We start from the raw sequence: 22,162 nt of genomic DNA, 5'->3' as shown, positions 1-22,162 counted from the left end.
GCGACGCGATGCCCGACCAGCGCGCCGAGGACCGCCCGCCTCGGGTCATCCTCGGCGTCGCCGGTGGCATCGCCGCCTACAAGGCCTGCGAGCTGCTGCGGCGGCTGACCGAGTCCGGTCACCGGGTGCGGGTCGTGCCCACCGCCGCGGCGCTCACCTTCGTCGGCGAGGCCACCTGGGCGGCGCTGTCCGGCCAGCCGGTCAGCACCGACGTCTGGACCGGCGCCCACGAGGTGCCCCACGTCCGCCTCGGCCGCGAGGCCGACCTGGTCGTCGTCGCCCCGGCCACCGCCGACCTGCTCGCCAAGGCCGCTCACGGCCTGGCCGACGACCTGCTCACCAACACGCTGCTCACGGCCCGGTGCCCGGTGCTCTTCGCGCCGGCGATGCACACGGAGATGTGGGAGCACCCCGCCACCCGGGCCAACGTGGCCACCCTGCGCTCGCGCGGCGCCGTGGTCCTGGAGCCCGCCGTGGGCCGGCTCACCGGGGCCGACACCGGCAAGGGCCGCCTGCCCGAGCCGGCCGAGATCTTCGCGGTCGCGACGCGCCTGCTGCGCCGCGGCACCGTCGAGTCCGACCTCGCCGGACGGCACGTCGTGGTCACCGCGGGCGGCACCCGCGAGCCGATCGACCCGGTCCGGTTCATCGGCAACCGCTCGTCGGGCAAGCAGGGATACGCGATCGCCCGTGCCGCCGTCGCCCGTGGCGCCCGGGTCACCCTGGTCGCCGCCAACGTCGCCCTGCCCGACCCGGCCGGCGCCGACGTGGTGCGGGTCGAGACCACCGAGCAGCTGCGCACGGCCGTCGTGGCCGCCGCGAAGGGCGCCGATGCCGTGGTCATGGCGGCCGCGCCCGCCGACTTCCGCCCCGCGAGCTTCGCCGCCAGCAAGATCAAGAAGGTGGACGGCGTCGCGCCCGTGCTGGAGTTGCTCACCAACCCCGACATCGCCGCCGAGCTCGGCGCGGCCAAGGCCGAGGGGCAGGTCCTCGTTGCGTTCGCGGCCGAGACCGCCGACCTGGATCGGGCCGTCGCCGCCGGTCGCGAGAAGCTCCTGCGTAAGCAGGCCGACCTGATCGTGGTCAACGAGGTCGGGGTGGACAAGACGTTCGGCGCCGAGCGCAACCAGGCGGTCATCCTGGGGGCCGACGGCAGTCGTGACGCATTGCCCGAACTGTCCAAAGACGACCTTGCTGATAGGATTTTGGACCGGATCGCCGATCGTCTGCCCTGATCACGCGCCCGGTCCCGCAGTGCCGCGGCGCAATGTCGCACCAAAAATCCCGCCAGTCCCGCGACCGCCGCAGCACGCTCAGGTCGTACACTCTGGCCAAACTTCCTTGTCGACCGCCGAAGCCCCCTGAGGAGCACCATTGGCACGCCGCCTGTTCACGTCAGAGTCGGTTACCGAAGGTCACCCGGACAAGATCGCCGATCAGATCAGTGACGGCGTTCTCGACGCGCTCCTCTCCCAGGACGCGCGCAGCCGGGTGGCCGTGGAGACGCTCATCACGACCGGCCAGGTCCACGTCGCCGGCGAGGTGACCACGACCGCCTACGCCGACATCGCGAAGATCGTCCGCGAGACGATCCTGGGCATCGGCTACGACTCGTCCAAGAAGGGCTTCGACGGCGCGTCCTGCGGCGTGAGCGTGTCGATCGGGTCCCAGTCGCCCGACATCGCGCAGGGCGTGGACTCGGCGATCGAGGTTCGCGAGGGCGGCAGCGGCGGCGGTGACGCGCTCGACCTGCAGGGCGCCGGCGACCAGGGCATGATGTTCGGCTTCGCGTGCAACGAGACCCCGGAGCTCATGCCGCTGCCGATCGCACTGGCGCACCGCCTGGCCCGCCGGCTCTCCGCGGTGCGCAAGGACGGCACGATCCCCTACCTGCGGCCGGACGGCAAGACCCAGGTCACGATCGAGTACGACGGCCTGCGCCCGGTGCGGCTGCACACCGTCGTGGTGTCCAGCCAGCACGCCCCGGACATCTCGCTGGACTCCCTGCTCACCCCGGACGTGCGCGAGCACGTCATCGCCCCCGAGCTCGAGGGCCTGGGCCTGCAGACCGAGGGCTACCGGCTGCTGGTCAACCCGACCGGCCGCTTCGAGATCGGCGGCCCGATGGGCGACGCTGGCCTGACCGGCCGCAAGATCATCGTCGACACGTACGGCGGCTACGCGCGCCACGGCGGCGGCGCCTTCTCCGGCAAGGACCCGTCCAAGGTGGACCGCTCCGCGGCCTACGCGATGCGCTGGGTGGCCAAGAACGTGGTCGCCGCCGGCCTGGCCGACCGCTGCGAGGTGCAGGTCGCCTACGCCATCGGCAAGGCGCACCCGGTCTCGCTGTTCGTGGAGACCTTCGGCACCGAGGTCGTGCCGGTCGAGCGCATCGAGAAGGCCATCAACGAGGTCTTCGACCTGCGCCCGGCCGCCATCATCCGCGACCTGGACCTGCTCAAGCCGGTCTACCAGCAGACGGCCGCCTACGGGCACTTCGGCCGTGAGCTGCCCGGCTTCACGTGGGAGCAGGCCTCCCGCACGGCCGAGCTGAAGTCGGCCGCCGGCGCCTGACGCCCGCCCCCCGCACGCCGACGTTGGCCGATCAGCCCGAACCCCGGATTGATCGGCCTTCGTCATTTTCTAAACCCGGACCTGATCGGTTGAAGTCTATTCATTCCACTCCGGAGGACGCCCCCGCGGCGTCAAATGATCGATCAGAACCTATTGAATCGGCGTTGTTCCCGGAGTCGGAGTTGCAACCGCGCGCGGCCGCGGAGCGCATTGCCGGAAATGCCGGCGGGAAGGCGCGCGCGGCCCGTGCGGCCGCCCCGCCGAAACGCGCCGCCGACGATTCGCCGATCGCCCGCGTCTGCGTCGACAGCCCCCTGCCGCACCTCGACCGCCCCTTCGACTACCTGGTGCCGCACACCGCCGCGGACATCGCCCGGCCCGGCACCCGCGTGCGGGTCCGCTTCGGCGGCCAGCTCGTCGACGGCATCGTGCTGGAGCGCACCACCGAGACCGAGCACGGGGGCCGGCTGTCGTTCCTGGATCGCGCGGTCTCGCCCGAGCGGGTGCTGACCCCGCAGGTGGCGCGCCTGGCCCGGGAGATCGCCGACCGCTACGCCGGCACGCTCTCCGACGTCCTGCGCCTGGCGATCCCGCCGCGGCACGCCAGGACCGAGGCCGCCGCGCCCGAGCCGGCCCCCGCGCCGTTCACGCTGCCCTCGACGGCCGGATTCGGGGCCGGCTGGGAGCGGTACACCGCCGGCAGCGCCCTGCTGCGGGCGCTCGCCACCGACCGGGCGCCCCGGGCCGTGTGGACCGCCCTGCCCGGCGAGGACTGGCCGGCCCGGCTCGCCGAGGCCGCCGCGACGAGCCTCGCCGCGGGCCGGGGCGCGCTCGTCGTCGTCGCCGACGCCCGCGACCTCGACCGCCTCGACGCCGCCCTGCTGCACGTCCTTGGCGGCCCGGGCCACCACGTCGCACTGTCGGCGGCGATCGGCCCGGCCGAGCGGTACCGCCGCTTCCTCGCCGCCGCCCGCGGCACCGCCCGCATCGTCATCGGCACCCGCGCCGCGGCGTTCGCCCCGGTCGGCGACCTCGGCCTGGTCGCCATCTGGGACGACGGCGACGACCTGCACAGCGAGCAGCGCGCGCCGTACCCCCACGCCCGCCAGGTGCTGCTGGCACGCGCCGAGCAGGAGCGCTGCGCGGCGATCGTCGGAGGCTTCGGGCGTACCGCGGAGGCCCAGCAGCTCGTCGAGGCCCGCTGGGCGATCGAGGTCGGCGCCGCCCGCGACGAGCTGCGCCGCGCCATGCCCCGGGTCATCACCGTCGGCGAGCACGAGCGCGCCCGCGACCCGCAGGCGGTCGCGGCCCGCCTGCCCACGATCGCGTGGCGCGCCGCCCGCGACGCCCTGAGCGGGGGCGCCCCCGTGCTCATCCAGGTGCCGCGCCGCGGATACCTGCCCGCGGTGTCCTGCGCCGACTGCTACACGCCCGCGCGCTGCGTGCGCTGCTCCGGCCCGCTGTCCCTGCCGGCCGCCGACGGCGTCCCGGCCTGCCGCTGGTGCGGCCGCCCGGCCGCGGGGCACGCCTGCCCCGAGTGTGGCGGCCGGCGCCTGCGCGCGGCCGTCGTCGGGGCCCGCCGGACCGCCGAGGAGCTGGCCCGCGCCTTCCCCGACACCAAGGTCCGCACCTCCGGGCGCGACGAGGTGCTGGCCTCGGTGCCGCGCGGGCCCGCCCTGGTCGTCGCCACGCCCGGCGCCGAACCCGTCGCCGAGGGCGGCTACGGGGCGGTGCTGCTGCTGGACACCTGGGCCTTCCTCACGCGCGCCGACCTGCGGGGGACCGAGGAGGCGCTGCGGCGGTGGTTCGCGGCCGCCGCCCTGGCCCGGTCCGGCGCGCCGGTCGTGGTCGTCGCCGACGGGGGGCTCGTGGCCGTGCAGGCGCTGCTGCGGTTCGACCCGGCCTGGCTCGCGGCGCGGGAGCTGGCCGACCGGCGCGAGCTCGGCTTCCCGCCGGCGGTGCGCATCGCGGCCCTGACCGGGGTCCCCACGGCGGTGGCTGAGCTGCTGTCACTGGCCGAGCTGCCCGAGGGGGCCGAGGTGCTGGGGCCCGTACCAGCGGCGGAGGGGCAGGAGCGGATGCTGGTGCGCACCGCCCGGTCCGCGGGCAAGGCGCTGGCGCTCTCGCTGAAGGCGGCGGCGGGGGCGCGGTCCGTGCGCCGGGCCGCCGACCCCGTGCGCATCCAGATCGACCCCCTGGACCTGCTGTAGCCGCGACCCGTTGCCGCCCCGGACCATGAGCGATCTTGGCCCATCCGCTGGTCGCCCTTATACCCCGCCGGGTGAAAAATCCGTTATGTCGTGGCGCGGCAGCGCCCGACATAACGGGCAAAACGCTTGATGCTGGAGAAGTTGGTGCGGAATTCGGCTCATCCGAGTTTCTCCGCCTTCAGGGCCGCCCGCAGCGACTGGAGCAGCGGCGGCGCCCCGGCGCGGTTGTCGATCTCCAGGTGCGGCACGGCCGGCGGGCGCTCCGGCGGGATCGCCGCCAGGAACTCCGGCCAGCGGGCCAGTTTCTGGCCGTCGCGGTGGGAGCCGCGGGCCAGCATCCGGGACCGCAGCGTGGCGGCGTCCGAGCGGACCCACACCAGTGTCACCGGGTCGCCGCCCAGGGACGTCACGAACGCCGACCAGCGCGACGGGTCCGAGATCTGGCCGGTGAACGGGCCGGACAGCAGGACCGGGCAGCCGTGGGAGCGGATCTCGCGGGCGGTGGCGGCCAGCCCGGCGTACTCGTGGAGCTTGATGTTCGCGTCGTACCAGGGGCCCTCGCGCTCGCCCGGGGGCCGGCCGGCCGCGGCCAGCGTGGCGGCCACGAAGTCGCCGTACACCGTGTCCTTGTCCAGCAGGGCCGGCGTCGGCGACAGCAGGCGGAGCAGGAGGCCCGCGACCGTGGACTTGCCGGCGCCCGGCGGGCCGGCCACGACCCAGGCCGGCGCGCTCACGCGACCAGGAGCTGGTTCGTGGCCAGCTCGCGGTACAGAGGGCTGCTCGACAGCAGCTCGTCGTGGCGGCCGATCGCGGCGACCCGGCCCGCCTCCAGGACCACGATCTGGTCGGCGTCCACGACCGTGGAGAGGCGATGGGCGACGACGATCATCGTGCGGTCGCGGGCGACCGTGTCGATCGCGTCGCGCAGGGCCACCTCGTTGCGGGCGTCCAGGTTCGACGTCGGCTCGTCCAGCAGGAGGATCGGGGGCGCGGCCAGCAGGGTCCGCGCGATCGCCAGGCGCTGGCGTTCGCCGCCGGAGAGCAGGACGCCACCCTCGCCGACCTGGGCGTCCAGGCCCTGCTCGGTGCGGGCGACGATGTCGGTCAGGTTGACCGCGGCCAGGACCCGCAGCATCTGGGCCTCGGTGGCGTCGGGAACGGTCAGGCGCAGGTTCTCGCGCAGGGTGCCGGCCAGCACCGGGGCCTCCTGCTCGACGTAGCCCAGCTGGGCCCGCAGCGCCGCGCGGGGCAGGTCGCGCACGTCGACGCCGGCGACCCGGACCACGCCGCCGGTGACGTCGTAGAAGCGCTCGACGAGCTGCAGCAGGGTCGACTTGCCGGCGCCGGACGGGCCGACGAGGGCGGTCCGCGTGCCGTACGGCACCGTGAACGACACGCCCGTCAGCACCGGCTGGGGCGCGGCGGCGTAGCCGAACGTGACATCGTCGAAGACCACGGCCGCGGGGCCGCCCGCCGGGGTCGCGGTGCCGGTGTCGGACTCCAGCGGCACGGCCAGGATGTCCTCCATCCGCTGCAGCGCGCCGAGGCCGGTCTGCAGCTGGGTGTACGCGTGCAGCGCCTGCCCCAGCGGCATGACCAGGAAGAACAGGTAGAGCACGAACGCCACCAGGTCGCCGACGGAGATCGTGCCCGCGGCGACCCGCGCGCCGCCGACGCCGAGCAGGAGCAGGAACGCGCCCTGGATCGCCGCGACGCTCGCCGGGCCGACGAGGGCCTGCAGGCGGGCGATGCGCACACCCGCGTCGTACGCCTCCCGCGCGCTGGACTCGACGGTCGCGATCTCCCGGTCCTCGGCGTTGCTGGCCCGGATCGTACGGGCGGCCGACAGCGCGCGCTCCACGGCGCTGGTCATCTCGCCGATGCGCGCCTGCGCCACCTCGGAGGCCGGGCGGACCCGGCGGGAGAAGACCACCGCGATCGACAGGCCCAGGGCCAGGCCGAGCCCCGAGGTGAGGAACAGGACCGGGTCGAGCAGCACCATCGCGACGGCGGCGCCGACCACCATCACCACGCCGGTGACCGTCTCGAACAGCCCGGAGGTGACCACGGCCCGCAGCAGCGTCGTGTCCGCCCCGACGCGGGAGAGCAGGTCGCCGGTGCGGCGCTGGTCGTACTCGCCGATCGGCAGCCGCAGCAGGTGCCGCGTCAGCCGCCGGCGCGAGCTGAGCACGAGCCCCTCGGCCGTGCGCTGCAGCAGGTAGTCCCGCACCGCGGTGAGGACCGCGACCGCGGCGAGCACCACGACGAGCAGGGCGACCGTGCCCCACACCGCGCGCGCGGCCTGCAGGGAGTCGAGAACCTCGCGGGTGAGCAGCGGCTGAGCGAGGGTGGTGACCGAACCGAGGAGTGAGAGGACCCCGACGACGACGAGGGTGGCCCGATGATCACGAAGGTAGGGCAGCAGCGACCGCAGCGAGACGCGAGGCGAATCGGACACGGATCAAAGCTAGCCTAGACTTGACAGGCCCGATTTCAGCCGTAGTTCAGATGAGGTGCCGCTTGACCGTCCAGTCCGTCCGCCTGTTCGGGGACCCGGTGCTGCGCACGCCCGCCGACGCGGTCGTCGACTTCGACAAGGAGCTGCGCAAGCTGGTGGCCGACCTGCTGGACACCATGCATCAGCAGAACGGCACCGGCCTCGCCGCCCCGCAGATCGGCGTCGGGCTGCGGGTGTTCTCCTTCGACGTCGACGACGTCGTCGGGCACCTGGTCAACCCGGTGCTGGAGTTCCCCGACGAGGAGGAGCAGGACGGTCCCGAGGGCTGCCTGTCCATCCCGGGGGTGTACGTCGACACCAAGCGGCGGCAGAACGTCATCGCCAAGGGCTTCAACGAGCACGGCGACCCGATCCAGATCGTCGGCACCGGTCTCATGGCTCGCTGCACCCAGCACGAGACCGACCACCTCGACGGCGTGCTCTTCGTCGACCGGCTCGACGCCGAGCGGCGCAAGCAGGCGATGAAGGAGATCCGGGCCGCGGAGTGGTACAACCCCGAGACGCCCCCGGTCGTCAAGACCAGCCCTCACGGCCTGTTCGGCATCCGGTGAGGGTCGTCTTCGCGGGCACGCCGGCCGTGGCCCTGCCCTCCCTCGACGCCATCGCCGCCAGCGAGCACGAGCTCGTGGCGGTCGTCACCCGCCCGGACGCGCCGGCCGGCCGCGGCCGCCAGCTGGTCCCGTCCCCGGTCAGCGCCTGGGCCACCGAGCGCGGGATCCCCGTGCTCACCCCGGCCAAGCCGCGCGACCCGCAGTTCCAGGAGCAGCTCGCCGCCCTGGAGCCGGACTGCGCGCCGGTGGTCGCCTACGGCGCGCTCGTGCCCCGCAGCGCCCTCGACATCCCCCGCCACGGCTGGGTGAACCTGCACTTCTCGCTGCTGCCCGCCTGGCGGGGCGCCGCGCCCGTGCAGCACTCGGTCCTGCACGGCGACGAGATCACCGGGGCGAGCGTCTTCCTGCTGGAGGAGGGGCTGGACACCGGCCCGGTCTACGGCACGCTGACGGAGCCGATCGGCCCGCGCGACACCTCCGGCGACCTGCTCGAGCGGCTCGCGAAGTCCGGGGCGGAGCTGCTCGTCCGGGTCCTGGACGGCATCGGGGCCGGTGCGCTTTCCGCCGTACCGCAGCCGCAGGAAGGCATTTCGATCGCCCCGAAGCTGGCCGTCGAGGACGCCCAGGTGCGCTGGGGTGATCCGGCCTTCGCGGTCGACCGGCGGGTGCGGGCGTGCACCCCGGCGCCCGGTGCGTGGACGACGTTCCGGGGCGAGCGGCTCAAGCTCGGCCCGGTCACCCCGCTCGCCGCGGCCACCGTCATCGCCGGCTCGCCCGCCCCGGCGCCCGGCGTCATCACGGTCGAGCGCAACCGGGTCCTGGTCGGCACCGGCACGGTGCCGGTCGTCCTGGGCTCCGTCACGGCCCCCGGCAAGAAGGCGATGCCCGCCGACGCCTGGGCCCGCGGGGCCAGGGTGGAGTCGGGGGAGCTCGTCTCTTGATCCGCCCGGCGCCCCGCCGCGGCCCGGGGCAGCGGCCCGGCGGCGGCCGCGACGACCGGCTGGCCCGCCCGCCGCGCGGCGGCCGCCCGGCGATCGACCCGGCCCGCGAGGCCGCCTACGAGGCGGTCGCCGCCGTCCACCGCGACGACGCGTACGCGAACCTGGTCCTGCCGGGCCTGCTGCGCGAGAACGGGGTGTCGGGGCGGGACGCGGCGTTCGCGACGGAGCTGACGTACGGCACCCTGCGCCAGACCGGCACCCTCGACGCGATCGTCGCCGCGGCCGCCGACCGGGCGATGGACCGCATCGACCCGCCGGTGCGCGACGCGCTGCGCATCGGGGCGTACCAGCTGCTGCACATGCGCGTCGGCGCCCACGCCGCCGTGGCCACCACGGTCGACCTGGTCCGGTCCCTGGTCCCCGGCGCCGCCGGCTTCGCCAACGCCGTCCTGCGCCGCGTCGGCGAGTCCGACCGCGCGGCCTGGCTGCAGCGCCTGGCGCCCGCCGACCCGGTCGCCCGCGCCGCGCTGGTCCACGCCCACCCGGCCTGGATCGTCAACGCGTTCGCCGACGCGCTCGGCTCGCTCGACGAGGCGGAGCTCGCGCTCGACGCCGACAACCTCCCGCCGCCCGTACACCTCTGCGCCCGCCCGGGCCTGATCGACCCCGCCGACCTGGCGGCGAGCCTGCACGGGGCGGCGGTGGGGCGCTACTCGCCGTACGCGGTGGTGCTGTCCGGCGGCGGCGACCCGTCGTCCATCCCCGCGATCCGCGAGGGGCGCGCCCACGTGCAGGACGAGGGCAGCCAGCTCGTCGCCGCCGTGCTCGCCGACGCCGACCTGGACGGCCCCGACGAGCGCTGGCTGGACCTGTGCGCCGGACCGGGCGGCAAGGCCGGCCTGCTGGGCGCGCTGGCCGCGACCCGCGACGCCCACGTGACCGCGGCCGAGGTCGCCCACCACCGGGCGGCGCTGGTGGCCAAGGCGACGCAGGGGCTGCCGGTGTTCACCATCAACGCCGACGGCCGCGACGTGGGTAAGGACCCGGACCTGCCCGAGGCCTCGTTCGACCGGGTCCTCGTCGACGCCCCGTGCACCGGCCTGGGCGCGCTGCGCCGGCGCCCGGAGGCCCGCTGGCGCCGCCAGCCCTCGGACCTGCCGCCGCTGACCCGGCTGCAGCGGGAGCTGCTGCAGTCGGCGTTCCGCGCGGTGCGCCCGGGCGGCGTGGTCGCCTACGTCACCTGCTCCCCGCACCAGGCCGAGACGGAGGTCTCGGTCACCGAGGCGGCGCGGCGTTCGTCGATCGAGGTGGACCTGGTCGATGCCCGCCCGTATCTGCCGGCGTCGCTGCCCGAGACCGGCACCGGCCCGACGGTGCAGCTGTGGCCGCACCGCCACGGCACGGACGCGATGTTCGTGGCCCTGCTGCGGCGGACCGCTTAGCTCTGCGGCGAGTGCTCGCGGTCGCGTTGCAGCGGCGGGCGCAGGTCGGGGATCAGCGCGGCGACGGCTTCCCGCCGGCCGCAGCCGTCCGCCATCAGCCGGTCGCGCTCGGCTACCCAGGTCACGCCGAGCGCCTCGCGGGTGGGGGCGTCCAGTTGCAGGCGGGCGTCGTTGAGCAGGGTGCGCTCCTCCTCGTCGACGTGGTGCGCCAGCGAGTTGGCCAGCTTGCCGACGGCCCGGTCGAACTCGGGCGCGAGGACGTCCTCGACGTCGAGCAGCGCGAGCAGCTTGCGGTGCCCGTCGATGTGCTCGTCGGCCCCGTGCTCGACGTGGGCGCCGCCGCCGGACAGCTCGCGCAGCTTCGGGTAGACCTCGGACTCCTCGGCGGTGGCGTGCGCCACGAGCAGGTCGGCCAGCTCGCGCCGCGCGGCCAGGCGCCGCCCCCGCACCGCCTCGCCGTCGACGTCGCGCGTGCGCAGGACCCGCAGCAGCGCCTCGAACCGCACGTGATCGCCAACGATCGCCTCGACGACATCCATGCTGACCATTCTCGCAGCCGTGCGCCCCGAACCGCCGTACAAAGCCCCGATCGGGCACGAACTCGCGGATAACCCCGAACAACACCCCCACCTGGGCAACGTTCGTGGTCACAGCACTAGCATCACGCTGTGTCGGACAACGTGGTGATCGCGCCCTCGATTCTTGCCGCTGACTTCGCTCGGCTCGCCGATGAGGCCCGGGCCGTCGAAGGAGCCGCGGACTGGCTGCACGTGGATGTCATGGACTACCACTTCGTGCCGAACCTCACGATCGGGCTGCCCGTGGTGCAGAGCCTGCGCAAGGCGACCACGCTGCCGTTCGACTGCCATCTCATGATCGCCGACCCCGCCCGGTGGGCCACCGGCTACGCCGAGGCGGGGGCGTACAACGTCACCATCCACGCGGAGGCGGCCACCGATCCCGTCGCCGTCGCCAAGGACCTGCGGGCCGCGGGCAGCCGGGCCGGGCTGGCGATCGACCGGGACACCGCCGTCGAGGGGTACCTCGAGCTGCTGCCCCACTTCGACCTGCTGCTCATCATGACCATCAAGGCCGGCTTCGGGGGGCAGGCCTTCCTGCCCGAGCTGCTGGACAAGGTGCGCCGGGCGCGACGGCATATCGACAGTGGCCATCTTGAGCTGCGCATTGAAGTCGACGGCGGTGTGGCCGAAGATACGATCGCGGCCTGTGCGGAGGCGGGGGCCGACACGTTCGTGGCCGGGACCGCCGTGTACGGGGCGGAGGACCCCGCCGCGGCCGTGCGCAAGCTGCGGGGGATCGCCGCCGCTCACTGAACGGGCGGCGGGGCAACGCAACATCCGAGCGGAACGGGACGGCTGTGGGCGAACGCGACCTGATTCTCGTGGTCGACGACGATGTGGACATCGCCCGGTTCATCGAGGTGAACCTGACCCTGGAGGGGTTCGACGTCCTGCTCGCCAACGACGGGGCGACGGCGCTGGCGCAGATCCACCAGTACAAGCCGGCGCTCGCCGTCGTGGACTGGATGATGCCGCAGCTCGACGGGCTCGAGCTGACCAAGCGGCTGCGGGCCGACCCGATGACCGCCTCGATGCCGGTGATCCTGCTGACCGCGCGCGGGCAGACCGCCGACAAGGTGATCGGGCTGCAGGCCGGGGCCGACGACTACCTGGTCAAGCCGTTCGACACCATGGAACTGGTCGCGCGGGTGCGCTCCACGCTGCGGCGCAACCAGGAGAACCGGGAGGTCTCGCCGCTGACCGGGCTGCCCGGCAACACGCGCATCCTGCGGGAGATCACCGACCGGGCTCGGGCCGGGAGTGACTTCGCGGTGTCGCACGTCGACATCGACCGGTTCAAGCCCGTCAACGACGTGTACGGGTTCCAGCGCGGCGACGAGTTCATCATCGCGCTCGCGCGGGCGCTGCACCGGGCCGTCGTCGAGGTCGGGCTGCCGCCGGCGTTCCTCGGGCACATCGGCGGCGACGACTTCCTCGTCGTCTGCACGCCGGAGCAGCTCAAGGAGCTCACCACCAAGGCGATCCTGGCGTTCCAGGCCGCCTCCGACGCGCTCTACGACCCGGTCGACGCCGAGCGCGGGTACATTGAGGTGGTCTCTCGCGCCGGCGAGGTCCAGCAGCCCAACCTGGTCACGCTGTCCATCGGGGTCGCCATCGGCACGCCCGAGAGCGGGCGCTTCACCGACCCGCGGGAGATCATCGCGATCGCGACCGAGATGAAGAAGGTCGCCAAGAAGCACAACGGCAACTACGTGGCGGTCGACCGGCGCAGCGCCGTCGAGCTGTGACGTACATCCCGCAACACGTCCGGTAAGGACCGGCGGTTCTGTGTAAAACTCAAGGTACGTACCCACCACGCGCTGGCGGGGCTCGGTGAAATTCCGAACCGGCGGTAACCGCTCCAAATCGGACGCGGAAGCCCGCGACCCGGTCGAAGCCATCGGCCGGTGGACCTGGTGTGAGTCCAGGGCCGACGGTCAAAGTCCGGATGGGAGTTCAGCGCGCGGGATCCGGTTCGGCCCGTTTTCGGGCGGTTCCGGAAGGGTCGCTGCGCGCTCCCCGGCGCCTCACCAGCCGGGTTCGACGGCGTCCCCCCGCGTGTGATCACGAACCACGCGGGAGAGGGCCATGGCAGACGACGAAGCGTTCATGCGACGCGCCATCGCACTGGCGCGCCTGAGCCTCGGCGAGACCAGCCCCAACCCCAATGTCGGCTGCGTCATCGTGAGCCCGGGCGGCGAGGTCGTCGGCGAGGGCCGCACCGCGCCGGCCGGCGGGCCGCACGCCGAGGTCAGGGCCATCGCGGCGGCGGGGGAGCGGGCCCGCGGCGCCACCGCCTACGTCACCCTGGAGCCCTGTGACCACACCGGGCGGACCGGCCCCTGCTCGCGCGCCCTGGTCGCGGCGGGGGTGGCCCGCGTCGTGGTCGGGGTCGCGGACCCCAACCCGCTGGCCGCGGGCGGTGCCGAGACGTTGCGGTCCGCCGGGGTCGTCGTCGACATGGGTTCCGTACTGCACGAGCTCGCCCACGACGCCATGGAGGGCTGGCTCACCGCGGTCTCCCGGGGCACCCCTTACGTCATCTGGAAGTTCGCGGCCACGCTCGACGGCCGCTCCGCCGCCGCCGACGGCACCAGCAAGTGGATCACGTCCCCGGACGCCCGCGCCGACGTGCACCGCCTGCGCGCCGGCGTCGACGCGATCATCGCCGGCATCGGCACCGTGCTCGCCGACGACCCGCAGCTCACGGTCCGCTCACCCGAGGGTGAGCCGGCGCCCCGCCAGCCGCTGCGGGTGGTCGTCGCGGGCCGCCGCGGCGCCGGCCTCGCCACGGCGCCGGTCGCGGGGGCAGGAAGTCTCGCCGCGGCGCCGGTCGCGGGTGCAGCGGCGCCGGTCGTGGGCACGGCGGTGCCGGTCGTGGGCACGGCGGCGTCGGTCGTGGGCACAGGGGGTACCGAATCCGGATTGAAGGTCTTTGATCTTTCCGCTCCGACCTGGGTCGTCTCCCCGGGGGCGGACGGGCGGGCCGACCTGCCCGCGATGCTGCGGGAACTCTATGCGCGCGGGGTGCGGGTGGCGCTGCTGGAGGGCGGGCCGACGCTCGCCGGGGCCTTCCTCGCGGCGGGGCTGGTCGACCGGGTCGTGGCCTATCTCGCACCCAAGCTGCTCGGGGCCGGGCCCGCGGCGCTGGGGTTCGCGGGCATCGAAAGCATCGGCGGGGCGATCGGCCTCGACGTCGTCGACCTCGCCCGGATCGGGCCCGACGTGCGCCTGACGGCGACTGTGAAAGGTGCGTGAGCAGTGTTCACCGGCATCATCGAAGAGCTCGGGACGGTCGTCGCGATCGACGAGCTGGGCGACTCGGCGCGGCTGTCGATCCGCGGGGCGACCGTCGCCTCCGACGCCGCCCACGGCGACTCGATCTCGGTCAACGGGGTCTGCCTGACCGTCGTGGACAACGCCGACGGCGTCTTCACCGCCGACGTGATGGGCGAGACGCTCAAGCGCTCGGCGCTCGGCTCGCTGCGCGCGGGCTCGGCGGTCAACCTCGAGCGGGCCGCGACCGTCGCCACCCGGCTCGGCGGGCACATCGTGCAGGGCCACGTCGACGGGGTCGGGCAGATCCTGTCCCGCGAGGCCGGCGACCAGTGGGAGACGGTGACGTTCTCGCTGCCGGCGGAGCTGGGGCGCTATGTGGTCGAGAAGGGCTCCATCACCGTCGACGGCATCTCGCTGACCGTCATGGCCGTCACGGACGACACCGTCGGCCCCCCGCCGCGCTCCGCGCGATTCTCGGTCGGGCTGATCCCGACCACGCTCAAGCTCACCACGCTCGGTGCCAAGGGCGTCGGCGAGCGGGTAAACCTGGAGGTCGACATCATGGCGAAGTACGTGGAGAAGCTGCTCGCGAAGGCGCCGCGGTCATGAGCGCGCCGATCACGGGCCTCGACCCGATCGAGAAGGCCGTCAAGGAGATCGCGGCCGGACGCGCCGTCATCGTCGTGGACGACGAGGACCGTGAGAACGAGGGCGACCTGATCTTCGCCGCCGAGTTCGCCACGCCCGAGCTGGTCGCGTTCATGGTGCGCTACACGTCCGGCTACATCTGCGTGCCGATCACCGAGGCCGAGGCGGACCGGCTCGACCTTCCGCCGATGTACCGCACCAACGAGGACCGGCGCGGCACCGCCTACACGGTGACGGTCGACGCGCGTTTCGGCGGCACGACCGGGATCTCCGCCGCCGACCGGGCCAATACGATCCGGCTGCTCGCCTCGGCCGACACGCAGCCGCACGACCTGACCCGCCCCGGGCACATCGTGCCGCTGCGGGCCAAGGACGGCGGGGTGCTGCGCCGCGCCGGGCACACCGAGGCGGCCATCGACCTCGCGACCATGGCCGGCCTGCGCCCGGCCGGCGTGCTGTGCGAGATGGTCAACGACGACGGCACCATGATGCGCCTGGACGACCTGCGCGAGTTCGCCGCCGAGCACGATCTCGCGCTGGTCAGCATCGCGGACCTCATCGCGTACCGCCGCGACGCCGAGACCCAGATCGACCGCGTCGCCGAGACCCGGCTGCCGACCGAGCACGGGGTGTTCCGCGCCGTCGGCTACACGCAGAGGTACGGCACCGGCGAGCACATCGCCCTCGTCTACGGCGACCTCGGCGACGGCGAGGACGTCCTGGTCCGCGTGCACTCCGAGTGCCTGACCGGGGACGTGTTCGGCTCGGTACGCTGCGACTGCGGCCCGCAGCTGCAGGCGTCCATGAAGATGGTCGCCGACGAGGGCCGGGGCGTGGTGCTGTACATGCGCGGGCACGAGGGGCGGGGGATCGGGCTCATGCACAAGCTGCAGGCGTACCAGCTGCAGGACCTCGGCCGCGACACCGTCGACGCCAACCTGGACCTGGGCCTGCCCGCGGACGCGCGCGACTACGGCACCGGCGCGCAGATCCTGACCGAGCTGGGCATCAAAACAATGCGACTGCTCACCAACAACCCGGCCAAGCGGGCAGGCTTGGAAGGGCACGGACTTTCCGTGCTGGGGCGTGTGCCCCTGCCGACCCGGCCTCACCCCGAGAACGTGCGCTACCTGCGCACCAAGCGGGACCGGATGGGTCACCTGCTGGACGAGCTCGACGAGGTCGCGGAGGGACTTGCGTAATGGCTGGGAGTGGGGCACCCGTCCTGCAACGGGTGGACGGCACCGGGTTGACGCTGGGCATCGTCGCCACCCGGTGGCACGGCGAGCTGGTCGAGCACATGCTGAGCCGGGCGATCGAGGCCGGCGAGTCATCCAACGTCGACCACATCACGGTCGCCCGGGTCGACGGGGCGGTCGAGCTGCCGGTGCTGGCGCAGGCCCTGGCCCACCGGTTCGACGCGGTGGTGGCCCTGGGCGTGGTCATCCGGGGCGACACGGCCCACTTCGAGTACGTCTGCCAGTCCGTCACCGACGGCCTGACGCGGGTCGCCCTGGACGAGTCGACGCCGGTCGCGCACGGCGTACTGACGGTGGACAACTACGAGCAGGCGCGGACGCGGGCCGGGTTCCCGGACTCGGCGGAGGACAAGGGCTGGAGCGCGACCCTGGCCGCCCTCGACGCCGCAGTGGCGCTCCGGCTGGTCGCCAAGTCCTGACCGCAGCCGTCGGGCGGGCATCATGGCGTTCGTCTACCTGCGCCGCAGGTCGGATAGATCCGAGCACTCCGTGCCGGATTTATCCGACTTTCCGGACATGCCTGGCCCGCGCGGAGGGCCGCGCCAGCGCTCGCGGAGGGCGCGCCAGCGCTCGGGGAGTGGCGTGCAGGCGCTCGGAGGAGGGCGTGCAGGCGGGATGCAGCGTTGCTGTGCCGGCGCGACGGAGCAGTTCCCTGCCCACTGTCGGTGCGCTCTGGAGACTCCGACAAGGAGCGCCCATGTCGGCGATCCGGACTTGTTGTCATCGAAGCGCCCGGGATCCATCGTCCATGCGCTTGCCGGCCTGCCGCTCGCCCGTGTTGCGGCGGTTCAGGCCGTACACCCATGGTCTGGGCTCGCTTGGGTCGGTGACGCTGGGCGCCGACTCGGCGGCCAGGGCAATGGCGGAGCGTCGATTCCGACTGGTGACGACACTGCGGTCACGTCGGCGGGGAACGTTCCCCCGCTCCTGCTCGACTCCTACCAGCCGAGGCGGCGAACGCGGGCAGCGACAGACCCGGCGTCGTCGGCCGTGGTGATGTTGTCGAGCCGCGCGTCCAGCGACTGGCCTCAAGCCGTCTGGTGGTCCAAGGCGACCGCCGGCGAGATCGGGTGCGTGGATGACGCGGTGGACGCGGTCCGGGAGAAGCGCATGAGGGCCGGGCCGAAGCGGGGCTCAGCGGTTGCAGGGCATGCGCCGGCGGAGCGGCGGGCCGACTGGCGGTGGTCCGACAGGTGACGGCCTGACTGGCGACGGTTCGACGGGTGGCGGACCCACGGGGTCGACGGGTGGCGGGCCGACGGGCGGCGGGTGTCGCGGAGGTGGGCGGTGGCGCGGTGTCGCCGGAGCGGATCGGCCTTTGCTGCGGCGGTGGTGATGCCACGGATCGACAGCACGACAACTGGACCGGTCGGGAACGCGGTGACTGGACGGGCTGGGGGTGGGGTGACGTTGGTGCTGGCTGGGAGCGCGGTGACGGCGAAGACCTTGGCGAAGGCTTTGGTGATGGTGCACGGGACGTCGGCGGCGGGGGTTGCGCCGGTGGGGCGGCAAGGTCATGAGGGCGAGGCGGTCCGGGCGGGGCTTCCGCGAACGGATCGGAGCAGGGCCTGGGCCGGGTAGCCGAGCGGCGGGAGTTGGGCTGGGTCGGCGGACAGCCTGGGTCGGGTTGAGTCGATGGGCGGCGGAGCGCGGGCTGGGGTCCGGGACGGCGGAAGTTGGGCCGGGTTGGTGGACAGCCCAGGTCGGGCTGGGTGGCTGGACCGTGGGAGTCCGGCTGAGCCACCGGACCGCGCGAGTCGGGCCGAGCCATTGGGCCGAGGGAGTCGGGCTGGGTTGGCGGACAGTCTGGGTTGGGCTGGGTCGCTGGGCGGTGGGGGCTGGGCTGGGGCGGCAGGGAGCGGCGGCGGGCGGCTCGGGCGTCCTGTTCGGCCCAGTGGGCGGTGATTTCGGCGGTGCGGGCCTCGGCGTCCAGGCGGGCCAGGCGTTCGGCGTGGCGGGCCTCCAAGCCGCGGCGGCGGGCCTCGGCGAACTCGGCGCGGACCGCGCGACGGTGGGCCACACGACGACGGTGTTCGGCCAGCATCGCATCCAACCGAATACGCCACTCCGAATCGGCGGTTGCGGTCACCACCTCAGTCATGGGAACAACTTAGAACACAGGTACGACAAAAATCCGTGAGCAGGAAAAACGGGTCGGTCGGCGGGCGTTCGGAACCATGGAGCCAGCGCGGGGACGCCGTTGGGTGGGCGACGTCCCCCGGTGGCCGGCGGGGGCCGGGTGGCGACGGGTCAGACCTCGAGCGCGGCGGCCAGCTCGTCGCGGAACGAGCGTTCGGCCGGGGTGACCTGCTCGCCGCCGAGGCCCAGGACGCCGCCCGTGCGGGCCGCGCCCACGACCTGCTCGGCGACGGTCACCACCCAGAAACGATAGGCCTCGGCGTCGGCGGGCTCGGCCTTGGCGGCCAGGAGTTCGTGGGCCGCCTTGGCGCGGGAGAGCACGTCGGCCAGGCCGGCGTCGCGGTCGGGGAACTCGATGACCGGGGGCTCGTCGCCATCGGTGACGTCGCCCTGGCGGGTGACCACCTCTGCGGCGACGGCGTTCACGAGGGCGCTGGACGAGCCGCGGCCGTCGGCGATCGCGGTCATGCCCGCGGTCCACTCCTCGCGGGTGCGCCGGGCGCCGTCGTGCTCGGCCTGGGACGCCGCGATCAGGACGGACTGGGGGAGGCCGACGAGCAGGCCCCACTCTTCGTCGGTGTACTTCCGCTCCGTATCCACGACGCACAGGGTAACCAGGTGATCAGACCGGTAAACCGATGGGCGCACTCGCGCGTCGTGGAGGTGTGATGGCCGACGCCGCGGCAGCGGCATGGGACGGTGGGCCGGTGCAGGCGGCGAGGACCCCCGGCGGACCCGGGCGCGACCCGGCGCTCGGGCGGCGGCGGCCGGGCGAGGACGTGCGCGGGTGGAGCGCCGACGACGCGATCGGGGCGCTCTTCGGCGCGCACTACCGGGCGCTGGTCCGCCTCGCGGTGCTGCTCCTGCGTGACGAGGGGGTGGCCGAGGACGTGGTGCAGGACGCGTACGTCGCGCTGCATCGCCGGTGGTGGCGCCTGCGCGATGCGGACAAGGCGCTGTCGTACCTGCGCACGAGTGTGGTCAACGGGGCACGTTCGGCGCTGCGCAAGCGGGGTGTGCAGGAGCGGCACATCGCCCGCGGGCCGGACGGGCCGCAGGTGGTGGCGAGTGCCGAGACCGGCGCGCTGAGCCTGCTGGCCCACCGGGAGGTGCTGGCCGCAGTACGCCGGCTGCCGGCCCGCCAGCGCGAGGCGATCGTGCTGCGGTACTACGCGGAGCTCTCCGAGGCCGAGATCGCCGACGCCATGGGGGTCAGCCGCGGCGCGGTCAAGAGTCACGCGTCGCGCGGGATGGCGGCGCTGCGGCAGAGTTTGGAGCAGGCGCGATGAGGCCGGGACAGGCTCCGGAGGAGCGTCTGCGCGAGGCGCTGCGGGCCCGGGCGGACGAGGTGGAGGTCGCGCCGGACGCGCTGCCCCGCATCCGCATGCGCACCGCGGGTAACCGCCGCCGCGGGCGGTGGGCGGCGCTCGGCGCGGTCGTGGCCACCGCGGCGGCGGTCGGCGCGGTGGCCGTCGTGGTCCAGGCGACCCGCGACGGCCAGCACAATCCCCCAAGTACCACTATTTCCGAAAAATCGGACACACCGCCGAGCGGAGGCCCGCAGGCCCCGCACGCGGTCAACCTGCCGGTGTACTTCAGCCGCGGCGGCCGCCTGTACCGCGAGTTCCTCCCCGCCGCCCTGCCCCAGGACACGGACACGGCCCGAATCCGGGCCGCTGTCGAGATGTCCCTGACCGGCCGGGCCGTCGACCCGGACTACCACACGCTGTGGCCGCAGGGCGTCACCGTGCGCGCCGTGTCGATCGCCGGCAGTGAGGTCACCGTCGACCTCGGCAACGTGGGGACGGGGCCCGCGAACGGTGGCACGCCGGGCCTCGCCGCGCAGCAGCTGGTGTACACCGTGCTCGCCGTCTCGACGTACACCTCGATCAAGCACAGCGACGGCGTCCGCCTGCTCGTGGACGGCGCGCCCGTGGCGAAGCTCTGGGGCAGTGTGGACACCGGCCGGCCGCTGCGCCAGGCGGCCATGGCCGACGTCCAGGCGCCGGTCTGGGTCATCGAGCCCGAGCAGGGGGCGGTGGTCGGCAAGACCTTCACGGTGTACCTCGCCGGGATCGTCTCCGAGGGCACTGTCAGCCTGCGCGTCCGCGACAGCGCCGGCAACCCGGTCGACGAGCGGGTCGTGCAGCTCAGTGCGGGGGCGCCGGCGCTCGGGGAGGCGCGGGTGACGCTGACGCTGCCGTCGGGACGGTACACCGTGGAGGCCTACTTCATCTCGCAGAAGGACGGCAGCGTGCAGTGGGTGGACGACCACGAATTCACCGTGGCGTGAGGCGCGACACGCCTGTCATCAATCGGATTCCGTTTCGGGGGCAAGGCCTGCGAGAATTCCTGCCCGTGAAGACCTTCGAGGAGCTGTTCGCCGAGCTGAGTGCCAAGGCGGCGGCCGGCACGCCCGGATCCGGCACCGTGGCGGCGCTGGAGAAGGGCGTGCACTTCATCGGCAAGAAGGTCGTCGAGGAGGCCGCCGAGAGCTGGATGGCGGCCGAGCACGAGGGGCCGCAGCGCACCGCGGAGGAGCTGTCGCAGCTGCTCTACCAGGTGCAGTGCCTGATGCTGGCGACGGGGCTGTCGCTGGACGACGTCTACCGACATCTGTAGTTCGGTCCCGTCGTTGCGTTAGATCCCTCACCCGTCAGGAGACCAGACCAGCCATGCTCCGCATCGCCGTGCCCAACAAGGGCACTCTCGCCGTGCCCGCCGCCCAGATGCTGCAGGAGGCCGGCTACCGCCAGCGCTCCGACCCCAAGGACCTGCTGTGCCGCGACGAGGCCAACGGGGTCGAGTTCTTCTACCTGCGCCCGCGCGACATCGCCACCTACGTCGGCTCCGGCGACCTCGACCTCGGCATCACCGGCCGTGACCTGCTCATCGACGCGGGCAGCCCGGCCGTGGAGGTGCTCGACCTCAACTTCGGCCGGGCCACGTTCCGCTTCGCCGCCGTGCCCGGCTCGGTCAAGGGCGCAGCGCCCGCCGACCTCGAGGGGCTGCGGGTGGCCACCGCCTACCCGGGCGTGATGGAGCGCTACTTCGCCGAGCACGGCGTGCGCGCCGAGGTCATCCGGCTCGACGGCGCCGTGGAGAACGCCATCCGCCTCGGCGTCGCCGACGTCATCGCCGACGTGGTCGAGACCGGCAAGACCCTGCGCCAGGCCGGGCTGGAGACGCTCGGCGAGCCGATCCTGAAATCGTCCGCGGTGCTCATCCGCCGGGCCGGTGAGGAGCTTCCTGCGGGCGTACCGCAGCTGCTGCGCCGTCTCCAGGGTGTCCTCGTCGCCCGGCAGTACGTCATGCTCGCCTACGACGTGCGGGCCGACGTGCTCGACGCGGCCGTCGCGCTGACCCCGGGCATCGAGTCGCCGACGATCTCCCCGCTGCACCGCGAGGGCTGGGTCGCCGTCCAGGCGATGGTGCCGCAGGCGGACGTGCACCGGATCATGGACGAGCTCTACGACGTGGGCGCCCGGGCGATCCTGGTGACCGGAATCCACGCCTGCCGGCTGTAGTGGCAGACTGGGGGCCGTGAGCAGCGTGCAGACCACGGTCACGGCCCCAGTCGTCGCCCGCCCGCAACGGGCGCGCATCATCGCGTATGTCCTCGCGCTCGTCGTCGTGGTGGTCTTTACGCTCATCGCGTTCGGGCTGCACGGCAAGACCGGCGACGGCCCCGGATACTTCCAGCGCGGCGACCAGGCGGCGATGATCGGTCTGGGCCTGTGCGCCGCCGCCGGCATCCTGCTGATGACCCGTCCCCGGGTCGACGCCGACGAGCACGGCGTGCGCGTGCGCAACATCATCGGCTCCTACGACCTGCCCTGGGACTCGGTGCGGCGGGTGACGTTCGGCCGCGGCGCCCCGTGGCTCACCCTCGACCTGCACGACGACGAGCGGGTCGCGGTGATGGCGGTGCAGATGGCCGACAAGGACTACGCCGTCCGGGTCGCCCGGGGGCTGCGGGCCCTCCACGCGGCGAGCTTGACACCGGCCGTGGTAGAGTAG

22 protein-coding genes and 1 riboswitch are annotated in these 22,162 nt (G+C 73.6%); of the genes, 18 read left to right on the top strand and 4 right to left on the bottom strand.

The features are described from left to right. Positions 1–8: 8 nt before the first annotated feature. From coaBC to ACQPY0_RS45365, 3 genes are all read left to right on the top strand, one after another. Entirely contained in the window at positions 9–1,235 is a 1,227-nt protein-coding gene (gene coaBC / locus ACQPY0_RS45375) for a bifunctional phosphopantothenoylcysteine decarboxylase/phosphopantothenate--cysteine ligase CoaBC (RefSeq protein WP_432975476.1), read from the top strand. Between the two features lie 139 nt (positions 1,236–1,374). After that, positions 1,375–2,574, top strand: a complete 1,200-nt coding sequence (gene metK, locus ACQPY0_RS45370; RefSeq protein WP_432975473.1) for a methionine adenosyltransferase — start codon at positions 1,375–1,377, stop codon at positions 2,572–2,574. Between the two features lie 287 nt (positions 2,575–2,861). Continuing rightward, on the top strand, positions 2,862–4,784 hold the full coding sequence (locus tag ACQPY0_RS45365) for a primosomal protein N' (protein ID WP_432995629.1): 1,923 nt from the start codon (positions 2,862–2,864) through the stop codon (positions 4,782–4,784). A 158-nt stretch (positions 4,785–4,942) separates the two neighbouring features. Here ACQPY0_RS45365 and ACQPY0_RS45360 read toward each other — a convergent pair whose 3' ends face one another. Both ACQPY0_RS45360 and ACQPY0_RS45355 read right to left on the bottom strand, forming a co-directional pair. Then, positions 4,943–5,518 (bottom strand): AAA family ATPase, encoded by a 576-nt coding sequence (locus ACQPY0_RS45360; RefSeq protein ID WP_432975470.1) that lies wholly within the window; start codon positions 5,516–5,518, stop codon positions 4,943–4,945. Further along, positions 5,515–7,242, bottom strand: coding sequence for an ABC transporter ATP-binding protein (locus ACQPY0_RS45355; protein WP_432975467.1), 1,728 nt, complete (start codon positions 7,240–7,242; stop codon positions 5,515–5,517). The genes ACQPY0_RS45360 and ACQPY0_RS45355 overlap by 4 nt, the downstream gene beginning before the upstream one ends. A gap of 62 nt (positions 7,243–7,304) precedes the next feature. On the opposite strand from ACQPY0_RS45355, the gene def reads away from it, so the two are divergent. From def to ACQPY0_RS45340, 3 genes are read left to right on the top strand one after another with little or no spacing between them, the layout of a single operon-like run. Further along, positions 7,305–7,853, top strand: a complete 549-nt coding sequence (gene def / locus ACQPY0_RS45350) for a peptide deformylase (protein WP_432975464.1) — start codon at positions 7,305–7,307, stop codon at positions 7,851–7,853. Next, positions 7,850–8,794 carry a methionyl-tRNA formyltransferase gene (gene fmt / locus ACQPY0_RS45345; RefSeq protein ID WP_432975461.1) on the top strand — a complete coding sequence of 315 codons (945 nt, stop codon included), beginning with the start codon at positions 7,850–7,852 and terminating at the stop codon, positions 8,792–8,794. Before def ends, fmt begins: the two co-directional genes overlap by 4 nt. Beyond that, positions 8,749–10,236 (top strand): RsmB/NOP family class I SAM-dependent RNA methyltransferase, encoded by a 1,488-nt coding sequence (locus ACQPY0_RS45340; protein WP_432995627.1) that lies wholly within the window; start codon positions 8,749–8,751, stop codon positions 10,234–10,236. The genes fmt and ACQPY0_RS45340 overlap by 46 nt, the downstream gene beginning before the upstream one ends. Here ACQPY0_RS45340 and ACQPY0_RS45335 read toward each other — a convergent pair. Then, on the bottom strand, positions 10,233–10,775 hold the full coding sequence (locus tag ACQPY0_RS45335; protein ID WP_432975458.1) for a hemerythrin domain-containing protein: 543 nt from the start codon (positions 10,773–10,775) through the stop codon (positions 10,233–10,235). The genes ACQPY0_RS45340 and ACQPY0_RS45335 overlap by 4 nt on opposite strands. A gap of 129 nt (positions 10,776–10,904) precedes the next feature. Between ACQPY0_RS45335 and rpe the strand changes: the two genes are divergently transcribed. The 7 genes from rpe (at position 10,905) to ACQPY0_RS45300 (ending at position 18,143) form a co-directional block, all read left to right on the top strand. Next, complete coding sequence (rpe, locus tag ACQPY0_RS45330; protein ID WP_432975455.1) at positions 10,905–11,570, top strand: ribulose-phosphate 3-epimerase; 666 nt, start codon at positions 10,905–10,907, stop codon at positions 11,568–11,570. Between the two features lie 44 nt (positions 11,571–11,614). Next, on the top strand, positions 11,615–12,565 hold the full coding sequence (locus ACQPY0_RS45325; RefSeq protein ID WP_432975452.1) for a GGDEF domain-containing response regulator: 951 nt from the start codon (positions 11,615–11,617) through the stop codon (positions 12,563–12,565). A 67-nt stretch (positions 12,566–12,632) separates the two neighbouring features. Continuing rightward, positions 12,633–12,782, top strand: a riboswitch (FMN riboswitch). Positions 12,783–12,905: 123 nt separating this feature from the next. Next, entirely contained in the window at positions 12,906–14,075 is a 1,170-nt protein-coding gene (gene ribD / locus ACQPY0_RS45320) for a bifunctional diaminohydroxyphosphoribosylaminopyrimidine deaminase/5-amino-6-(5-phosphoribosylamino)uracil reductase RibD (RefSeq protein ID WP_432975449.1), read from the top strand. Positions 14,076–14,078: 3 nt separating this feature from the next. Next, positions 14,079–14,705: a riboflavin synthase gene (locus ACQPY0_RS45315; protein ID WP_432975446.1), complete on the top strand. Its 627-nt coding sequence runs from the start codon at positions 14,079–14,081 to the stop codon at positions 14,703–14,705. Further along, positions 14,702–15,946 carry a bifunctional 3,4-dihydroxy-2-butanone-4-phosphate synthase/GTP cyclohydrolase II gene (locus ACQPY0_RS45310; protein WP_432975443.1) on the top strand — a complete coding sequence of 415 codons (1,245 nt, stop codon included), beginning with the start codon at positions 14,702–14,704 and terminating at the stop codon, positions 15,944–15,946. Before ACQPY0_RS45315 ends, ACQPY0_RS45310 begins: the two co-directional genes overlap by 4 nt. Next, positions 15,946–16,422: a 6,7-dimethyl-8-ribityllumazine synthase gene (gene ribH, locus ACQPY0_RS45305; RefSeq protein ID WP_432975440.1), complete on the top strand. Its 477-nt coding sequence runs from the start codon at positions 15,946–15,948 to the stop codon at positions 16,420–16,422. Before ACQPY0_RS45310 ends, ribH begins: the two co-directional genes overlap by 1 nt. Positions 16,423–17,897: 1,475 nt before the next feature. Continuing rightward, positions 17,898–18,143 carry a hypothetical protein gene (locus ACQPY0_RS45300; RefSeq protein WP_432975437.1) on the top strand — a complete coding sequence of 82 codons (246 nt, stop codon included), beginning with the start codon at positions 17,898–17,900 and terminating at the stop codon, positions 18,141–18,143. Between the two features lie 110 nt (positions 18,144–18,253). Here ACQPY0_RS45300 and ACQPY0_RS45295 read toward each other — a convergent pair whose 3' ends face one another. Beyond that, the gene (locus tag ACQPY0_RS45295) at positions 18,254–18,742 is read right to left on the bottom strand and encodes a hypothetical protein (protein ID WP_432975434.1); all 489 of its coding nucleotides are present in this window, start codon (positions 18,740–18,742) and stop codon (positions 18,254–18,256) included. A gap of 68 nt (positions 18,743–18,810) precedes the next feature. On the opposite strand from ACQPY0_RS45295, the gene ACQPY0_RS45290 reads away from it, so the two are divergent. The 5 genes from ACQPY0_RS45290 to ACQPY0_RS45270 all read left to right on the top strand — a co-directional run bounded on the left by ACQPY0_RS45290 (position 18,811) and on the right by ACQPY0_RS45270 (position 22,162). Continuing rightward, positions 18,811–19,431: a SigE family RNA polymerase sigma factor gene (locus ACQPY0_RS45290; RefSeq protein ID WP_432975431.1), complete on the top strand. Its 621-nt coding sequence runs from the start codon at positions 18,811–18,813 to the stop codon at positions 19,429–19,431. Further along, positions 19,428–20,435 (top strand): Gmad2 immunoglobulin-like domain-containing protein, encoded by a 1,008-nt coding sequence (locus tag ACQPY0_RS45285; protein WP_432975428.1) that lies wholly within the window; start codon positions 19,428–19,430, stop codon positions 20,433–20,435. The genes ACQPY0_RS45290 and ACQPY0_RS45285 overlap by 4 nt, the downstream gene beginning before the upstream one ends. A gap of 65 nt (positions 20,436–20,500) precedes the next feature. Then, a complete protein-coding gene (locus tag ACQPY0_RS45280; RefSeq protein ID WP_432975425.1) occupies positions 20,501–20,764 on the top strand; it encodes a phosphoribosyl-ATP diphosphatase in 264 nt (87 codons plus the stop codon). 53 nt (positions 20,765–20,817) lie between these two features. Continuing rightward, positions 20,818–21,669 carry an ATP phosphoribosyltransferase gene (hisG, locus tag ACQPY0_RS45275; RefSeq protein WP_432975422.1) on the top strand — a complete coding sequence of 284 codons (852 nt, stop codon included), beginning with the start codon at positions 20,818–20,820 and terminating at the stop codon, positions 21,667–21,669. A 16-nt stretch (positions 21,670–21,685) separates the two neighbouring features. Continuing rightward, positions 21,686–22,162, top strand: coding sequence for a PH domain-containing protein (locus ACQPY0_RS45270; RefSeq protein WP_432975419.1), 477 nt, complete (start codon positions 21,686–21,688; stop codon positions 22,160–22,162).

The organism is Dactylosporangium sp. CA-233914, assembly GCF_050942935.1.
Lineage (GTDB): Bacteria > Actinomycetota > Actinomycetes > Mycobacteriales > Micromonosporaceae > Dactylosporangium.
Note: the sequence above shows the minus strand (reverse complement) of the source record. Positions and strands in the feature narration are given on the sequence as shown.